The organism is Ruegeria sp. HKCCA5491, from assembly GCF_013034565.1.
In the GTDB taxonomy this organism is placed as follows: domain Bacteria; phylum Pseudomonadota; class Alphaproteobacteria; order Rhodobacterales; family Rhodobacteraceae; genus Ruegeria.
Genome location: NZ_WQGG01000015.1, coordinates 43,354 through 58,556, shown reverse-complemented (window position 1 = coordinate 58,556; position 15,203 = coordinate 43,354). Strand labels below are relative to the sequence as shown.

General features: G+C 54.2%; 12 protein-coding genes, 1 tRNA gene and 1 pseudogene. 4 read left to right on the top strand and 10 right to left on the bottom strand.

Annotation, left to right across the window (positions count from 1 at the left end):
- Nucleotides 1-3: 3 nt before the first annotated feature.
- Entirely contained in the window at nt 4-1,347 is a 1,344-nt protein-coding gene (locus GOV88_RS18230; RefSeq protein WP_171241312.1) for a Na(+)-translocating NADH-quinone reductase subunit A, read from the bottom strand.
- Nucleotides 1,348-1,637: 290 nt separating this feature from the next.
- Here GOV88_RS18230 and GOV88_RS18225 point away from each other — a divergent pair, with 290 nt between their 5' ends.
- Both GOV88_RS18225 and GOV88_RS18220 read left to right on the top strand, forming a co-directional pair.
- A complete protein-coding gene (locus tag GOV88_RS18225; protein WP_171241311.1) occupies nt 1,638-2,753 on the top strand; it encodes a class I SAM-dependent RNA methyltransferase in 1,116 nt (371 codons plus the stop codon).
- Between the two features lie 107 nt (nt 2,754-2,860).
- Nucleotides 2,861-2,937 (top strand) — tRNA-Pro (locus GOV88_RS18220).
- Nucleotides 2,938-3,139: 202 nt separating this feature from the next.
- On the opposite strand, the gene GOV88_RS18215 is transcribed toward GOV88_RS18220, so the two are convergent.
- From GOV88_RS18215 to GOV88_RS18185, 7 genes and pseudogenes are all read right to left on the bottom strand, one after another.
- Nucleotides 3,140-3,433: an antibiotic biosynthesis monooxygenase gene (locus GOV88_RS18215; RefSeq protein ID WP_171241310.1), complete on the bottom strand. Its 294-nt coding sequence runs from the start codon at nt 3,431-3,433 to the stop codon at nt 3,140-3,142.
- 83 nt (nt 3,434-3,516) lie between these two features.
- Nucleotides 3,517-3,705: pseudogene (locus tag GOV88_RS20540) on the bottom strand (transposase); the annotation flags it as partial.
- A gap of 182 nt (nt 3,706-3,887) precedes the next feature.
- Nucleotides 3,888-5,429, bottom strand: a complete 1,542-nt coding sequence (locus GOV88_RS18210) for a phospholipase D family protein (protein ID WP_171125632.1) — start codon at nt 5,427-5,429, stop codon at nt 3,888-3,890.
- A gap of 188 nt (nt 5,430-5,617) precedes the next feature.
- On the bottom strand, nt 5,618-7,546 hold the full coding sequence (locus GOV88_RS18200; RefSeq protein ID WP_217358936.1) for an amidohydrolase family protein: 1,929 nt from the start codon (nt 7,544-7,546) through the stop codon (nt 5,618-5,620).
- 138 nt (nt 7,547-7,684) lie between these two features.
- Nucleotides 7,685-8,203 (bottom strand): DUF3299 domain-containing protein, encoded by a 519-nt coding sequence (locus GOV88_RS18195; protein ID WP_171126756.1) that lies wholly within the window; start codon nt 8,201-8,203, stop codon nt 7,685-7,687.
- Between the two features lie 35 nt (nt 8,204-8,238).
- Nucleotides 8,239-8,688, bottom strand: coding sequence for a GNAT family N-acetyltransferase (locus tag GOV88_RS18190; RefSeq protein WP_171125629.1), 450 nt, complete (start codon nt 8,686-8,688; stop codon nt 8,239-8,241).
- Nucleotides 8,689-8,696: 8 nt separating this feature from the next.
- The gene (locus GOV88_RS18185) at nt 8,697-10,625 is read right to left on the bottom strand and encodes an amidohydrolase (RefSeq protein WP_171241309.1); all 1,929 of its coding nucleotides are present in this window, start codon (nt 10,623-10,625) and stop codon (nt 8,697-8,699) included.
- A gap of 210 nt (nt 10,626-10,835) precedes the next feature.
- Between GOV88_RS18185 and GOV88_RS18180 the strand changes: the two genes are divergently transcribed.
- Together GOV88_RS18180 and GOV88_RS20535 are read left to right on the top strand one after the other, a co-directional pair.
- On the top strand, nt 10,836-11,153 hold the full coding sequence (locus tag GOV88_RS18180; protein ID WP_171241308.1) for an antibiotic biosynthesis monooxygenase: 318 nt from the start codon (nt 10,836-10,838) through the stop codon (nt 11,151-11,153).
- A 245-nt stretch (nt 11,154-11,398) separates the two neighbouring features.
- Nucleotides 11,399-12,097, top strand: coding sequence for a transporter (locus GOV88_RS20535; RefSeq protein WP_254449271.1), 699 nt, complete (start codon nt 11,399-11,401; stop codon nt 12,095-12,097).
- A gap of 13 nt (nt 12,098-12,110) precedes the next feature.
- Here the strand turns inward: GOV88_RS20535 and GOV88_RS18170 are convergent, their stop codons facing one another.
- Together GOV88_RS18170 and GOV88_RS18165 are read right to left on the bottom strand one after the other, a co-directional pair.
- Nucleotides 12,111-12,833, bottom strand: a complete 723-nt coding sequence (locus tag GOV88_RS18170; protein ID WP_171125623.1) for a response regulator — start codon at nt 12,831-12,833, stop codon at nt 12,111-12,113.
- A complete protein-coding gene (locus GOV88_RS18165) occupies nt 12,830-15,073 on the bottom strand; it encodes an ATP-binding protein (protein WP_171241307.1) in 2,244 nt (747 codons plus the stop codon). The genes GOV88_RS18170 and GOV88_RS18165 overlap by 4 nt, the downstream gene beginning before the upstream one ends.
- Nucleotides 15,074-15,203: the final 130 nt, after the last annotated feature.

Below are 15,203 nucleotides of genomic sequence, written 5' to 3'. Positions count from 1 at the left end.
GGATCAGCCCTCCTTTTCAATCTTGGTCAGGCAGTCGCGCAGCGCCAGCCCATATTCATATTTTGCTGGGCAGGCAAAACCGACCAGGCCCAGATCTTCTTCGTCAAGTTCCAGCGCCCCAAGCGCTTGGGCCGTATCCGTATCCATGACCAACAGCGCCCGCAGCAACTGTGTCGGCAGATAATCCTGCGGCATCAGTTCTTCGAACGTGCCCGTTGGAACCATTGCACGGCGGCCGCCATTCAGATTGGACGTAAATGCAAACAGCTTTTTGGCAAAGGCAGAACCCAGAACCGGTTGAACGGCGTATTTTGACGGCATTGGGCGTATCCAACCCATCGGAATCTGGTCAGGGTCTTCGCGGATGATCGAAATCTGGCGCGCAAAACGGCCAAGATACGCGGTGGGGCCGTCTGCTAGTTTTCCCGAGAGGATCGAGCCCGAAATAATCCGCGCGGTGCCGTCAATTTCGATCTCGTCCCGGGTCAGGTCATCTGTCGACGCGCCCATGACCGTTCGGATCAAGCGTGGGTGGCGTGCACCGGGGCCCGACAGTGCAATCACAACATTCGGGTCCAGATGTCCTGTCTGCATCAGCCGGCCAATCGCGATTACATCCTGATATCCGATCGTCCAAACCTGCTTTTCGCCGGCCAGAGGTTCCAGAAAGTGGATATGAGTCCCAGCCAGACCAGCCGGATGCGGGCCGGAAAATGCTGCCGCTTCGACATCCGCAAGATCAGACCCCGGCAGCGAATCCCCTTCCTGTTGACACAGATACGTTTTGCCATCCGTCAGAAGCGATACCGCCTTCAGCCCCTCGACAAATGCCTCGCCCGCGTCGTTTATGATGACGGCCGCGTCACCGGAAAGGGGCTCACTGTCCATTGCGGTGACAAAGATCGCCGCAGGCTTAGAGCCCGGTGCAGGCATTTTCGAATAGGGGCGCGTGCGGAAAGCTGACCAAAGACCAGAGGTGCACAGCTTGGCAATAACACCTTCGGCGCTGTCCGAGTTACCCGTCGCCGAGAAATCCAAACCCACATCGTTTGGGTCTGACACCTCGATCACGACGCTCTGCAAAACACGACGCGCGCCACGGTTGACCGCGACGACCTTCCCGGTCAGAGGCGCAACCATCATCGCTTCGGGCATGTCCTTGTGGCAGAACAGCGGCGTCCCCCGTTGTACCTCATCGCCTTCCTGAACCAGCATCCGTGGTTTCAGGCCAAGATAGTCACCACCCAGAACCCCAACGGTCGAAAATTCCGGACCGGGTTGAATTGTCTGCTCCGGGGCGCCCTGCACCGGCAATTCCAACCCCTTTTTCAGTTTGAAAGTTTGCATGTCGCTACGGTCTTCCAAGCCTTGTTGCTGCACCACTCCGTTTTGGCACTCACATAGTGGCACAAAACGCTGTGAACGTGGGAGCCTTGGAGCAAAAAAAAGCGCGCGGCGCTCAGTCCTGATCTATGGCTTCCTTTCGATCACGGACCCTTTACGCGCGGATGCTGACAAACGCAAACCCGTTACGGCTAAAATCGGCATCGGAATTTCACTTTCGGAAGAACAGCCTTATTTTAAGCCTTCTTAAATTGCGTATCGCGCCCGGAATGCTTCCGGTGTAAGCACCCAGAATGGAACACGCTGACACACTAGAGATTTTTTTGGTGGCCACGCCCGGCCTTGAAGCACCGCTTCGTGCCGAAGCGCAACAGAAGGGATTCGCCGATGTCACCGCCGTTCCTGGCGGGGTGATTTGCCGAGGGACATGGTCCGAGGTGTGGCGTGCGAACCTGTGTCTTCGTGGCGCAAACAAGGTTCTGGTCAGGTTGGGTAGCTTTCCTGCTGTGCATTTGGCCCAACTTGACAAACGGGCGCGTAAATTTCCCTGGTCTCAGTTTCTGCGCCCCGATGTTCCTGTCCGGGTTGAGGCAACCAGCCGCAAGTCCCGAATTTATCACGCCGGTGCCGCGCGCCAGAGGATCGAGCGTGCGATTACCGAAACTTTTGGCGTTCAGGTGTCACCTGAAGCCAGTTTGCGCATATTGTTGCGTATCGAAAAAGATATCTGCACGTTTTCTGTAGACACATCCGGAGACCCTCTGCACAAGCGCGGTCATAAACCTACGGTCGCAAAGGCACCAATGCGCGAGACAATGGCCTCTATGTTGCTGCGCGAATGTGGGTTCGACGGAACTGAGCCGGTACTTGACCCAATGTGCGGATCGGGAACCTTTGTGATCGAAGCGGCGGAAATTGCTTTGAACCTGAACCCGGGTCGATCGCGCTCATTCGCGTTCGAAAGTCTCAAGACTTTTGATCCCGCCATCTGGGCCGACATGCGGGCCCAACATGCGCCCTCAGAAGCAGATGTCATGTTTTTCGGCTCGGACCGAAACGCAGGAGCCGTCGACGCTTCGACTTCTAACGCCGAATGTGCAGGCGTCGCCAGTGTAACCAGATTTCAAACGAGATCTGTCAGCGACATCAAACCCCCGACGGACCAAGCTGGGCTCGTAATCATCAACCCCCCTTATGGTGCAAGGATTGGTGATGAAAAACGTCTGCGTTCCGTCTATGGGACGCTAGGCAAGGTCCTGACCTCAAAGTTCGTCGGCTGGAGAGTCGGATTGGTCACAAGTAATGCCTCGTTGGCGCGCTCGACTCGTCTACCCTTTTTACCTGCGGGACCGGTGGTGGATCACGGCGGCACCAAAATCCGGCTTTATCAAACAAAGCCCTTGGCCTGACATGGAGCAAACTACTGTGTTCAAGTCGTCCTCAGCCATTTCGGTGCGCGACGCACAAAATCCCCCTTGCGCATCCAAATCGCCGGGTATAGACCCCCCGCCACGGTCGGAGTGTAGCTCAGCCTGGTAGAGCACTGTCTTCGGGAGGCAGGGGTCGGAGGTTCGAATCCTCTCACTCCGACCAATAAAATCAATTGCCTGTATTGATTTAGCGCCTTCCCAAAGCATCGAGTTTTCCTAACATTTTTGGGAATCCCTATTCCCTCACCCGCTCATTTTGTCGGTAAGGTTTGCATCTAAAAAACTCTGCGGTCGGTTTGAATTGGTCGGAGGGTCTGTGCAGGCGGCGATTGCGGCCCGTTTTATTGGATCGTTTGACCTACAGCTCACTCAACCAGTTCGTAGTGCTTGATTAACCTGCTTTCGACCAACTCGGCTTCGGCTGGATCAATATGCGGAGAGCTATAGTCTTCGCCAACAAACTTCTTAAGCGAGGCCAAATCTTTCCAGACCATCACGAAACTGAGTTCTCTTGGGCTTTCGCTGTGCGGAGCACCCGGTAAAACCTGAACAATCCCTGCAGTTTCTTTCATCATTGGAATTGCGATTTTGTGGAAGAATTCCGTAAATTCGTCTTCCTTACCTTCTTTTATCTGGACTTGAAAAATGCGCATTATCATGCCGTTTCCTCCCTCAGAGAATTACTGGCCAGCATAAATGCGTCGGATAAAATAATACCATCAGAGCCTGTGAATGTCCTGACTGCGCGTATCCCTTTGTCACCCCATCGCTTCCAAGGATTATAGAGTGCCGAGTGTAGTCCGTGTTCCCTTGGCGCATTTCATCACCGTAACCCATTGTGATTGATAAAGATAATCCAATTCAAGACACGCCAGTGATCAACGTAAGGTTTGCCCTTGGACCTTGGCAAGAAAGGCTCAAGGCGCGACATCTGCTCGTCTCATAATCAAAAAAACATCAGGCATGTTCACCGCTCGTTTTGAACGCGATGAATCACTCAGCCAAACGGAATTCAATGGGTCCTGAGCCCAAGGCGTTCGTGGCCCAAATTATCTTCAGTAAAACCTTCGGGGCTGGCTTGGAAGAAGGTTCAGGCCAGCTTCAACAGCGGGGTCAAAGCATCCACTCAACGGGCAGCCACCTTACGACCGCCGTTAGGGCGCGTTGGAAGCCGCTGGTTTCCGGGTCCGCGGTGTAAACGGTGACCGTCCCGTCTTGTTCTTCTTGCAGCCAGACAATCTCATCGTCTTCATTCAACTCAACGCGATACGAAAAATCGGTGTTAGCCAATTTCTCGGCCAGTGATTCAGCGATCGCCGCGCTTTCGATCATGAGCCCCATTTCAGTGTTCAATCGCGCGGATCTGGGATCGAGGTTGTATGAACCAATAAAGACACGTTTGCCATCCGATCCAAATACCTTTGCATGTAATCCTGATGCCGACCCCGCCAGCATTTCTGGCAGGCTTCGTTCGCGATGTTCCTGCCGTAAAGCCCGAAGCTCCAAAAGTTCTACGCCGCTATTCAGCAAATCTTCCCTGTAGCGCATATAGGCCGCATGAACCGGCATAACGTCGGTCGCGTCCAATGAGTTGGTCAAGACACGGACTTTAACCCCAGACCTGGCTAGTCCTTCCAAAACTTCGGCACCGCGTTTGCCGGGAATGAAATATGCTGAAACAAGGTCCAGTGAGGTTTGAGAGTCGTTGGCGAATGCTATCAGTTGCTCGACGATCAGATTTTCACTGTCTGCTTGGCCCAACCCTTTGGCTGGGTCGTCCACGAAAAGGGTAACTTCGCTCCACTCGACCTTCAGATCACGCGCAGCTATCCGGTCCGCAAGTTCATTGTCTTGGATCGCTTTTTGATAGCCTGCACCAACAGCGGTTTTTCGTGCGGCATCCGCCTTGGATTGCAGGCTTTTTCCCGCGGTGGGCTCCAGAAACAAGGCCGCGTCATAGGATGATGAGCTGTTCCAATACGCGTCGAATGACTGCGACACCTCATCGACAATTGGGCCAATGGCGATCGTATCTACATCCAGATAGTGCGTGCCAGCCCCATAATCGAAATAGATGTCACCGATATTGCGGCCTCCGACTATCGTGGCGACCCCATCCACAGTCATTGATTTGTTATGCATCCGACGGTTCAAGCGACTGAAGTCGAATGCATAAGACAGAAGTTTGGGGTTTCTCAGCGTAAAGGGATTAAAAATGCGCACATGCGCGTTGGGCAGAGCATCCAGTTCAGCAAGCAAGCCATCCAACCCCGAGATGCCGTTATCATCGACCAGCAATCTGACCCGCACGCCACGCTCGGCTGCGGCCCTAAGCTCATCAAGAAGCATCAGACCAGTAACATCGTCCTGCCAAATGTAGTACTGAGCGTCGATAGAAGACGTCGCTTGCCTTGCGAATATAGCCCTGGCCGCAAAGGCGGCGCGTCCATTGCCCAAAGGCCGCACCCCGTCAAGGCCGGGGTTTCGTTCGATCGCTTGTTTAATAGTGGCGCCTAAAGGTCCGTCCCAGTCGGGATCTTGTTTGAGAGTTTGCTCAGAATAGTTTTTCTCAGGAAGTGGAAATGCCAGCTTTAGCCCGACCACGGCGATTGTGATCACCACCACTACAGTCAACAAAATCCTGATCAGCCGCATTCAGGGCTCCGTGTTCAGTACATCAGATAGGCCTTGTTCGTTAACATGATCTATCGACGGCTCATTTATCAAGAGGTTAGACTTGGGCGTCGCGCGATCGAACTCAGACTCCGTGCGACGAACCGGGTATCTGGGCAGTTAAATCGCGGGAATGGCTTTCCCTCAGCGCCAACTTCTAAATGTTGATATTATCCGTCAGTCGGCGCGTTCTCTCGGAAAAACTCCCAAGCGTCGACTTCTTCACCTGATGGAAGAATACAAATCCCGGTCTTTCCACCATTAGCACCATCGCGGATTTCATAGGTCCCGCCGCTTTCTTCACAGAACACAGCCGATGGGTTTGGGACTTTCACAAGGTCGTTGTTTGGCTTCATGCTGGCTTCCTTTACAATCGGGTATTTTTGGCCTTCGAAAACCGTTCCCCATATTCCGATCTTGGACAAGTCTGCAGTCTGGACCTCATACGGGTTTTGCTCAAGCACAACAAAATCTGCCTTCTTGCCTGCGCGGATCGAACCGATCTCGTCCTCCATTCGCATGAACCACGCGGCATCAATGGTGATTGCGCGCAGGGCCTGATCTATGTCCAGTCGTTCTGACCCGGCATTGTTATTGCCGTTGATCGACACGCGTTCCATCGCATTTTGTGCCAGCGTTAGCGGGCTGAGAGGTGCCATTGGGCTATCGGAATGTAACCCGATTACCAACCCCTCGTCCGCAGCACTACCCAAGGGAACCATAAAGCGCGCCACATCTGCCCCCAACCACACATCCGCGTACACGTCAGCAAGGATGTATTGGTAGTAAGGGTTGGCCGACACCACCATACCCAGCGCCTTCATCTGCCGCATCTGGTCCCGCGTGGCATAAGCAAAATGTTCAAGCGTCGTGCGGTGGTCAAAACGCGGTTTTTCCTCCTGCAGGTCGCGTACGATCTCGATCAGTAGGCTTGCGGACCCGTCGCCGTTGGTGTGGGCGTGCAACTGGAACCCTTCGTTCCAAAAGAACCGGGCCCATTCCAAAATATCCTCAGGCTCGTTCATCCACTGGCCTTGATGCCCGTCCTTGTAGCCTGGGAACCCGTATTGCGAGAGGCCGCTGTAGATCGCACCATCCATCATCAGCTTGAAGTGGTTGTCGAACTTGACCCTGTCGGTGTTTCCCTTCTCCCACTCGCGGATTTCGGCCAGAGCCTCTTGGGGCGATTTCCCACGCGCCGTGAAATCCGTGATGATCGGCGTCAGGACGACACGCACCGGGGCTCCGGTTTGCTCGGACACTTTGCGGATCAGATTTGTCTCGCCAACTGGATCACCGAACAAGCCGATGCCCATATCCATCACGCTTGTGACGCCAGCCTGATGGACGATCTCAAAAAAGGTCTCCATGCCTTGCGAGTAGCGGGATTCTTCCAGAATGAAGGGCATCTTCGGGAAAATTCCGACCAGCCCGTTCTCCCACCAGTGGCCGCGTTCCCAGTCGGACTCTTCGGGGAAGATCTGCGCATCTTCTTCCGTCAGCCCAAGCAACTCGATGGCCGCGTCGTTTAAGAAATGCTCATGGAACGAGCGATGCCACAAGATCACTGGGGTATCAGGAAAAAGTCCGGTCAGATCATCGCGATACAACTCGCCATGCCATAGCGGATGGTAGCCCCAAGTGATGAAGGGGATTTCAGTGTCCCCCGATGCCTCATATTCAGCCACCAGTTCCTTTAGGCGGTTCACATAGCCCTCGGGTGTGGTTTCGCCGGGGAACTCACCAGTTGGAAGGCTCCAGTTATCCGGAGCGATGTAGGGATATTGTGTCAAAATCGCAGGCAGCGACGGATGAACATGAGGGTCGACCAAGCCCGGCATAAGGATTTTGTCGGCGAAGGTGGTGTCGATAACCGCCCCAGCCTTTACATAGTCGACCAGCGTTTCCAACGTCCCGACCGAGACTATTCGACCATCCGATACGGCCACCGCCTTGGCCTCGGGCAGCGGTTTTTCCATGGTGATGATTTTGTCTGCGGTGAAGATGGTGGTGTCACTCTCCGCCGCGACCAGCGGTAACGACAGGCCAATTGCCGAAATTCCCGAGGCGAGTGCAATCTTGGTCAGGGTCTTGAACATCGTCGTCCCTCTTGTTCAGTAAAGTATATATTCAAATCTTTGAGGTGGATTTTGCCGCAACTACCTTAAGTTGCAAAATGAATTCTTAAGCGATCACAAGGACTGAGTCTTCAACATTGTTCCAGGGTTGCCAGAACATCAGGAGTATGGCGATATTTCCGCTGCTGTGATCTCGTAGCCAACTTTAGCCAGATGGGTCTCGGATTGGTTGGTTGAGAACACTCCGAGCGCCCAAACGGGTTCAAACAGCGTATCTGTTTCATAGGGCGTTTCGGGCGAAAGAAGAACCAATTGGTTTGGGGGCGGCGGTGGCACATGAATACATGCCCCGACATATGGCACAAGAAGAGCGGACAAAACTTTGTTTTCTTCAAATTTCAAAGGCACGAGATATCCGGGCAGGCGAACCCGCAGGCCGTTGTATTGAGTGGTCAGTTGCGCGCCCTTTTCGGCGTCAACGGGTTCTGACAATTCACCATGTTGAACAATGCCGCCATTTCGAAGGCGCTGAACGACCGTAGTCTCGGCCCCCGGTGCAAGATCTTTCCAGCCTAGTTGTGTGGGTTCAGCGTCCAGTGCAAGCACGCCAGCGGGGCTCAGCACGCTTCCGGCACTTAGGGCCGTGGCAATCAAAAAATCTCTTCGGGTTTGGGTCATGGTTTAATCTCATCCCCCTTTGCCACGATTTCAGATCAATGCTTTTCGTAAACCAAAAATGGCGTCTTCTCGGCGACCTGATCATAGAGCATTCGTCCCTTATAGTTGAACTCCTGCGTCATCCAGTATGTAGTCGTGATGCCGTTCTCGGCGGCTTTGCTGTGAACTGCGTCGATCAAAGCGCGACCGACGCCAGTCCCCCGTGTGTGCGGGTCGACAAAAAGATCCATCAGGTAGCAGGTATTTTCCACGCTCCACATGGAACGGTGGAACAAATAGTGGGCCAGGCCCACAGGCTTACCCTGGACCTGAGCCAACAAACCCTGAAACTCACCGGGGTTGCCCGACATCATCCGGGAAAATGAGGTGCGATAAATCTCGTCGCCCAGCGAAGTTTCATAAAATGCAAGGTACTGGCGCCAGAGTTGACACCAGACCTCGTAATCCGCCTCGGCGATGGGACGTATGGTCGTGGTTTCTTGCATGTGCTCATTCAGTTGAAAGCCGGAAGGCCCTTGAGTTTCTTGGGTGAGTGATCGTGGTAATGCGCCTTGTTGCGTGCATGGCGCAGCGCGGCTTCAAGTATTTGATCGTCGTTTTCCAGTTTGATACCTGCCCTGTCATCAGGGTCGCTGTCTACCGGTACCGGTTGTACCCGGCCTTGCAGGACCGTGCCCCAAACGCCAATCTCTTGCAGTTTCATGGGGTCGACTGTCAAAGGATTGTCTTCAAGGATCGTGAAATTCGCAAGTTTGCCGGTTTCGATCGAACCGATCTCATCTTCCAATCGCAATGAATATGCCGCCCCGATCGTTATACCTTTGAGCGCGTCTTCCGCGCTGATCTTCTGGTCCGGTCCCGGCACCCAGCCACTTGTTGCCACGCGGTTGACGGCGGCCCACATGAACTTGAGCGGTACGGCAGGTGCCATCGGCATATCAGAATGCAGTGAGATGGAAATACCTGCATTCACGGCATCGGCCAAAGGCACCATGCGTTCCGTCCGTTCGCGTCCGACGCCTTCGGCTGCATATTTGTCAGCCAAAGTCGGCGTATAAACTGCATTCGCACTCACAAGCGCCCCAAGATCCTTGATGCGGACGATCTGGTCCGGTTGGGCATACCCAAAATGCACCATCACTGTCCGATGGTCGTCGCGCGGGTTGCGCTGCATGGCGGCGTCCAACGTGTCGAGAACGATATCCAGACCCCCGTCGCCCAAGTTATGAATATGGATCTGATATCCGGCGTCCCAATACACATCGAACACGTCCTCGAAGAACTCGGGCGTCATGATCCACTGGCCTTTGTGACCATCCGTGTATCCGTCGCGCATGATCATCAACTGGCTATAAATGGCACCGTCCAGAAGTAGCTTGATCTGCTTGGGCAGGAATTGGGTTCTGCCCTCGCTCCAACTCAGCATAGCTTCGGTTTCGGCCAGCATACGTTCGGGGCCCTCGGACTCGAGGAACATCCCGCCCAGCGTGCGTCCGTCAGGAATAAAGTAGAAGTTGAACGGCGTGTCATCCGGCCCAAACGCTTTTGCCACTAAGGCTTGCGCGTTTTGATCTACGGGGCCTGCGGGCTCGGCCAGGGTCGTGATGCCGTTGCTGTGGTAATAATCCTGCGTGTATTCCAGTGCGTCCATTACCCGGTCGATTGATGCAAAAGCGGGCGCAAACTTCTCAAAGAAGACGTGTTCCCAGAAGGCGGCCTCCAGAAAATGTCCATTCTCAAGATCAGCCTGCGATATAGCCAGCTGACTTGGCCAGCTTTGAATATAGTCGTCGGTAATGTCCAACTGCTCGAGCGCCAGTGTGTTGAAGTACATCTCGTGGGTGGAGCGTTGCCAAACAGCAACCGGAACATCTGGCACCAGCTCGTCAAGGATCGCGCGGCTCATGTCGCCGTGCCAAGTCGAGTGATACCCCCAGACCATCATTGGGCGACCCAGACTGGTATCAAAGCTTTCGACTGCTTCGACCAGTCGGCTCCTGAATGCCTCCTGATCAATAGCAAGGGGTGCAAAACCGTTCGGGGTTTCCCAGTCTTCGATTGAGATAATGGCATCAGACATCATCACCAACGCCCCAAGCAGCGGGTGGAGATGTTGTTCGATAAAGCCCGGGACAATCACCTTGTCCTCGAATCCACGATCAATTGCATAGCTACCTTCGGGAAGGCGCTGCTCGATATCAGCCAAGGCCCCCACATCCACTATGCGGCCATCTTTGACAGCCACCGCTTCTGCCACGGGCGCGTCCGGGTTCATCGTGACGATCTCTTTCCCGACGTAAACGGTGGTTGCCGGGAATTCTGGAAATTGCTGGTACGCGTCTTGCAGCGCAGAGGATTGTGCAAGGGCGTCAATTGGTAGAAGGGTGAGTGACAGTACGGAAAACAGTTTTGAAAAATTCATGGCATTACCTCGATCAAGAGAAAACACTGGGTCGATCTTCCACCCGCGCGGTGATTCAATCAACTAAATTCTTCTTCGGTTTTCAGGACTTATTCGTCATCATGTGCCCTTGTAACCTCCTGAGTGGTCGACGCTGCGTCCGGCTGCCAAGGTATCGTTGTTTGCGATATGCACGATTAAGGTTAGGGCGGTTTCGCGAAAGGGTTAAGGATGATCAAACGCATTTGGCACGGTTACACGACGCACGAAAATGCTGATACTTATCAGGCCCTGCTGCACGACACGGTGTTTCCCGGCATCGAGGCCAAGAACATCCCGGGCTATCGCAAAATCGAGCTTTTGCACCGGGATCTTGGGCAAGAGGTCGAATTTATTACCATCATGACCTTCGACAGCCTGCAAAACGTCATTGATTTTCAGGGCGAGGATTATGAGCGTTGCTATGTTCCGGCTGAGGCGCAAAAGGTCCTCAGCCGCTGGGATTTGACCAGCGCGCATTATGAGGAAATTGAGCACCGTGGTTACTGAAACACGTTGGTCGCAAGATCTTGCCTAATTTTCATAGGTTTCGTTTTGAGACCCGTGTGGCTGAAGCTATTGTATGCCAAATACGCAATAGTTGGCATTTTCCAACACTCGCTCGAAGTCTTTGTATTTTAAGAAGGATGAGATATTTGCAATTCCTGAGATTTATTGGATTGGCATTAATTTCGGCATTCATTGGAACAGGCGCTGCGCAGGCGCAGTCAGAAGCTTAAGATCTGGCCAAGCAGTTGGCGAACCCTGTCGCGGCACTAATCAGTGTTCCGTTCCAACTGAATTATGATGAGAACATCGGGCCAGATGATGACGGGTCCCGCTGGACCCTGAATATTCAACCCGTCATTCCCTTTGATTTGACTGAAGGTTTGAATTTGATCTCTCGAACGATCTTGCCGGTTGTCTCCACCGATGGCATCCCAACTGGCGCAGGAAGCGAATTTGGATTGGGTGATACGGTCCAAAGTTTCTTTATTTCCCCAAAACGACCAACTGCTGGGGGATGGATATGGGGGGCTGGCCCGGTATTTTTGCTGCCAACATCCACGGATGACACATTGGGTCTTGGGGAATGGGGCGCAGGCCTAACGGCAGTAGCCCTTAAGCAACAGGGGCCATGGACATACGGAGGGTTGACCAACCACATCTGGGACATCAGCGGCGACACTGACGTCAACCAGACGTTCTTACAGCCCTTCCTGTCTTACACGACACCAAATGCATGGACATTCACGCTTAACAGCGAGTCCACCTATGACTGGGAAGCTGAGCAATGGTCGGTTCCGCTTAACGCGGTTGCAACGAAAGTAACCAAAGTTGGTGATCAACTCATAAGCGTCGGTGGCGGTGTTCGTTATTGGGCAGATAGCACGGATGCAGGGCCTGAAGGTTGGGGCGCACGTCTGATCCTGACCTTGCTGTTCCCGCGATAGTAGTCTGACACGGTCAGCCGAAAATATAACCGATACCTCGGACAGTACGAATAACCTCGGGTTTGGAGGGGTTCCTTTCAATCTTTCGGCGCAGGCGGGATATGCGCAGGTCGATTGAGCGGTCGAAAGGTTCCCAACCGCGGTCGTGAGCCCGCTCCAAAAGCTGGTCCCGGTTCAGAACACGGCCCCGGTTCTCGGCAAAAACCCGAAGCAAGTTGAATTCCATCGCAGTCACAGGAATTTCTTGCCCCTCGGTGTCGAAGAGACGCGCCGCGTCCAGATCCAGGCAGCAGCTTCCGAATGGCACTTTGGCCGCAAGACAGGATTGGTTGGCAGGAGGGGCCGGTTCGCCACCACGCCCTGCTGCGGGCCAGCGCCGAATGGCCGCTTTGATCCGCGCCTCCAACTCGCGCAAGTCAACGGGTTTACCAAGATAGTCATCCGCACCCATCTCAAGCCCAACGACCCGGTCGATGACGTCAGCCGCAGCGGTCAACATGATGACCGGAACTTCTGTTTCCTGCCGCAGTCGTTGCAATGCAGCCAAACCATTCTGGCCCGGCATGTTGATGTCCAAAACAATCAGATCCGGTGCAGTGCCGTCGCTGATACAGTCAAACAGCGCGTCTGCATTCTCGGCCTCACGGACGTCAAAGCCGCGTTCGGCTAGGTATTCCGCGACCATTTCCCGAAGATGCGGTTCGTCATCGCAGATGATGATGTTTCCATTACTCATGACCGGGGCCCGCCTGCCTCATGCGAACTGAAAATCTGGTCGACCAGTCTTAACAGGTCCTGAGGCGCAATTGGCTTTTCCATGTATCTGCAATTGTTGGATTTTAGAAACTCTATCGTCTTACGGCTCATTGCGTTACCTGTCACGAAACCAAAGCGGTTCAAGCACTCGGGCTTTTGCTGTGCAATCAACTTCAACAATTCCGTTCCATCCAGACCCGGCATTGTCATGTCGCTGAGTATGACATCGTATTCGTCCCGCTCCAGCAGGTTCAACGCGTCCCGGGAATCGTTGCAAGTTGTCACTTCGTATCCAGCGTCCTCGAGAATATCGGAAATCAACTCGGTTACATCTTGCTCGTCGTCGATGCTGAGCACCTTCAGCCTCGAGGTGTTCGAGGTTGGCGCTTCTTCCGCGTTCGGAGCGGCCTGATCAGGTGATGCTGGTTTCAGGCAAATGCGAAATTTTGCACCCTCACCCGGTGCTGTTTCAACGGTCAACCTGCCGCCATGACTGGTCACGATGCGATGGCAAAAGGCCAGTCCAACCCCCGTCCCTTCGCCCGCCACCTTGGTCGTGAAGAACGGCTCGAAAATCCGGGACTGGATGGCGGGGTCAATTCCATGTCCGTTGTCGTCGACTTCGATGAAAACATGACCGGACTTCGGTTCCGTTCCGCTGCGCAGTGTGACGCGGCCCTGTTCGCCCAAGCTCGCGACAGCATGTTCCGCGTTGACCACAAGATTGGTCAAAACCTGAACAATCTGATCGGGGTCTGCATCAACACATGGCGCATTTGGATCCAGCTCGACCCGCACATCTGCGCCCGAACTCTTCAACCCGTACCCCGAAATCTCGAGCGCAGCTTCGACAAGAGTTCCGACATCGCATTGCACAATTTCCATCGGACGTTGGCGGGCCATGGCCAAGAACGCCCGCACGATCCTTGTGCAGCGTTCAGCGGCTTGACCAATACGTTCCACCCGGCGCTTCAGAACAGGATCATCAACCTTGTCCTGCAACATCAGCGCATAGCCGACGACGATGGACAGAGGGTTGTTCAACTCGTGCGCCACACCCGCAAGCAACGATCCCAACGCTGACAATTTCTCGTTCTGATGGGCAATTTCGCGCTGCTTTTCCAGTTCGTCCTGCATCTGCAGGTAATCGGTCATGTCCCGCGTTGATGATACGATGACGTTCTCACCCTTGAAGTCGATCACCCGGGCCGATGTCAGCCCCTGCATGACGCTGCCATCCTGCTTAAAGAAGCGGACGGGGTAATTGTCCAACTGCCCTGTGGGTAACAGCGCATCCAGATAGGCCTGTCGATCCTCGGGGTTTAGAAAGAACCCAAGCGTGGTATCCAATTGACCAAATCGTTCCCGCGAGGCCGGAGGGCAATAGAGGATTCTGCCGTCATCCACACGCGAGACCAGAAAAGGCGTGGGCGAGGCATCAACAATCGTGCGCACCAGCAGGTCGGCTTCGCGCTGCGCCTGCTCGATCTGATCCCGTCCGCTCTGGTCCGAGAGGGTCAGCAACAATTCGCCCGCATCGCTTTTCCTTCCAGAGAAGGTGACTGGACGACCATCGCGCGTGTCCAGCCTGGTTTCTGCAGCCGTTTGCTCGCTCAACCGTATCAGGGCGTCCTTGCTGTCCGAATGGGGTGCAAAATGTCCCCTTGCCGCAACAGCACGCGCAAAATTCTCGAACCGAATGCCCGGTTGCGCGTCTCGCTCGGCAAGACCAACAAAACTCGAGAATGCGGGATTGCAGACGATCAGGCAGCCATCCCGATCCCACAGGCTGATGCCATCCCTCAACGGGTGAATTGCGCTGTGCAGCAAGTCGCGTGCGGTGTCCGTGTCAACCTGTCGCGCAGCGGCGTCTTCCCTACCTCCCAGCGGTGCAAGCACATACCCGCGGTTATTGCCGCACTCAAAGCTGGAAACGACCACCACTTGATTGCCTTGCAGTTCCATCGTGACGCTGGCGTTTCCACTAAGCAACAGGCTCGCGGCCGTTCTCGCAGAACAGACCGTTTCTTCGGCGGTCAACTTCAATGCGTTGGACAAAATCTCATCAAGAAAAGCGCGTTCTGACAAACCTTCAGGTGCAGGCAGCCTAGCCGGGATGACACCGTTCCATTCCACGCACAAACCAGCCCTGTCGAAACGGAAAAAACTGACGGTTGCTTCAGATTTTTGGGGCTGGGACTTGGCGGCGCGTGAATGCATCTGGTTTCTCTTCAAATAGTGAACTTTCTATGTGACCGCAGGACGTGTCTGTCTGACGTCACCACATAAATCCGTTTGTATCAATTGTATCTGCGCCAAATGCATGCTCTGGCGGACGCACACAAAAAAG

Bases quoted from the DNA above. Each gene is read 5' to 3' on its own strand.
- GOV88_RS18230 (WP_171241312.1), bottom strand. From the start codon at position 1,347: ATGCAAACTTTCAAACTGAAAAAGGGGTTGGAATTGCCGGTGCAGGGC.
- GOV88_RS18225 (WP_171241311.1), top strand. From the start codon at position 1,638: ATGGAACACGCTGACACACTAGAGATTTTTTTGGTGGCCACGCCCGGC.
- GOV88_RS18215 (WP_171241310.1), bottom strand. From the start codon at position 3,433: ATGATAATGCGCATTTTTCAAGTCCAGATAAAAGAAGGTAAGGAAGAC.
- GOV88_RS18210 (WP_171125632.1), bottom strand. From the start codon at position 5,429: ATGCGGCTGATCAGGATTTTGTTGACTGTAGTGGTGGTGATCACAATC.
- GOV88_RS18200 (WP_217358936.1), bottom strand. From the start codon at position 7,546: ATGTTCAAGACCCTGACCAAGATTGCACTCGCCTCGGGAATTTCGGCA.
- GOV88_RS18195 (WP_171126756.1), bottom strand. From the start codon at position 8,203: ATGACCCAAACCCGAAGAGATTTTTTGATTGCCACGGCCCTAAGTGCC.
- GOV88_RS18190 (WP_171125629.1), bottom strand. From the start codon at position 8,688: ATGCAAGAAACCACGACCATACGTCCCATCGCCGAGGCGGATTACGAG.
- GOV88_RS18185 (WP_171241309.1), bottom strand. From the start codon at position 10,625: ATGAATTTTTCAAAACTGTTTTCCGTACTGTCACTCACCCTTCTACCA.
- GOV88_RS18180 (WP_171241308.1), top strand. From the start codon at position 10,836: ATGATCAAACGCATTTGGCACGGTTACACGACGCACGAAAATGCTGAT.
- GOV88_RS18170 (WP_171125623.1), bottom strand. From the start codon at position 12,833: ATGAGTAATGGAAACATCATCATCTGCGATGACGAACCGCATCTTCGG.
- GOV88_RS18165 (WP_171241307.1), bottom strand. From the start codon at position 15,073: ATGCATTCACGCGCCGCCAAGTCCCAGCCCCAAAAATCTGAAGCAACC.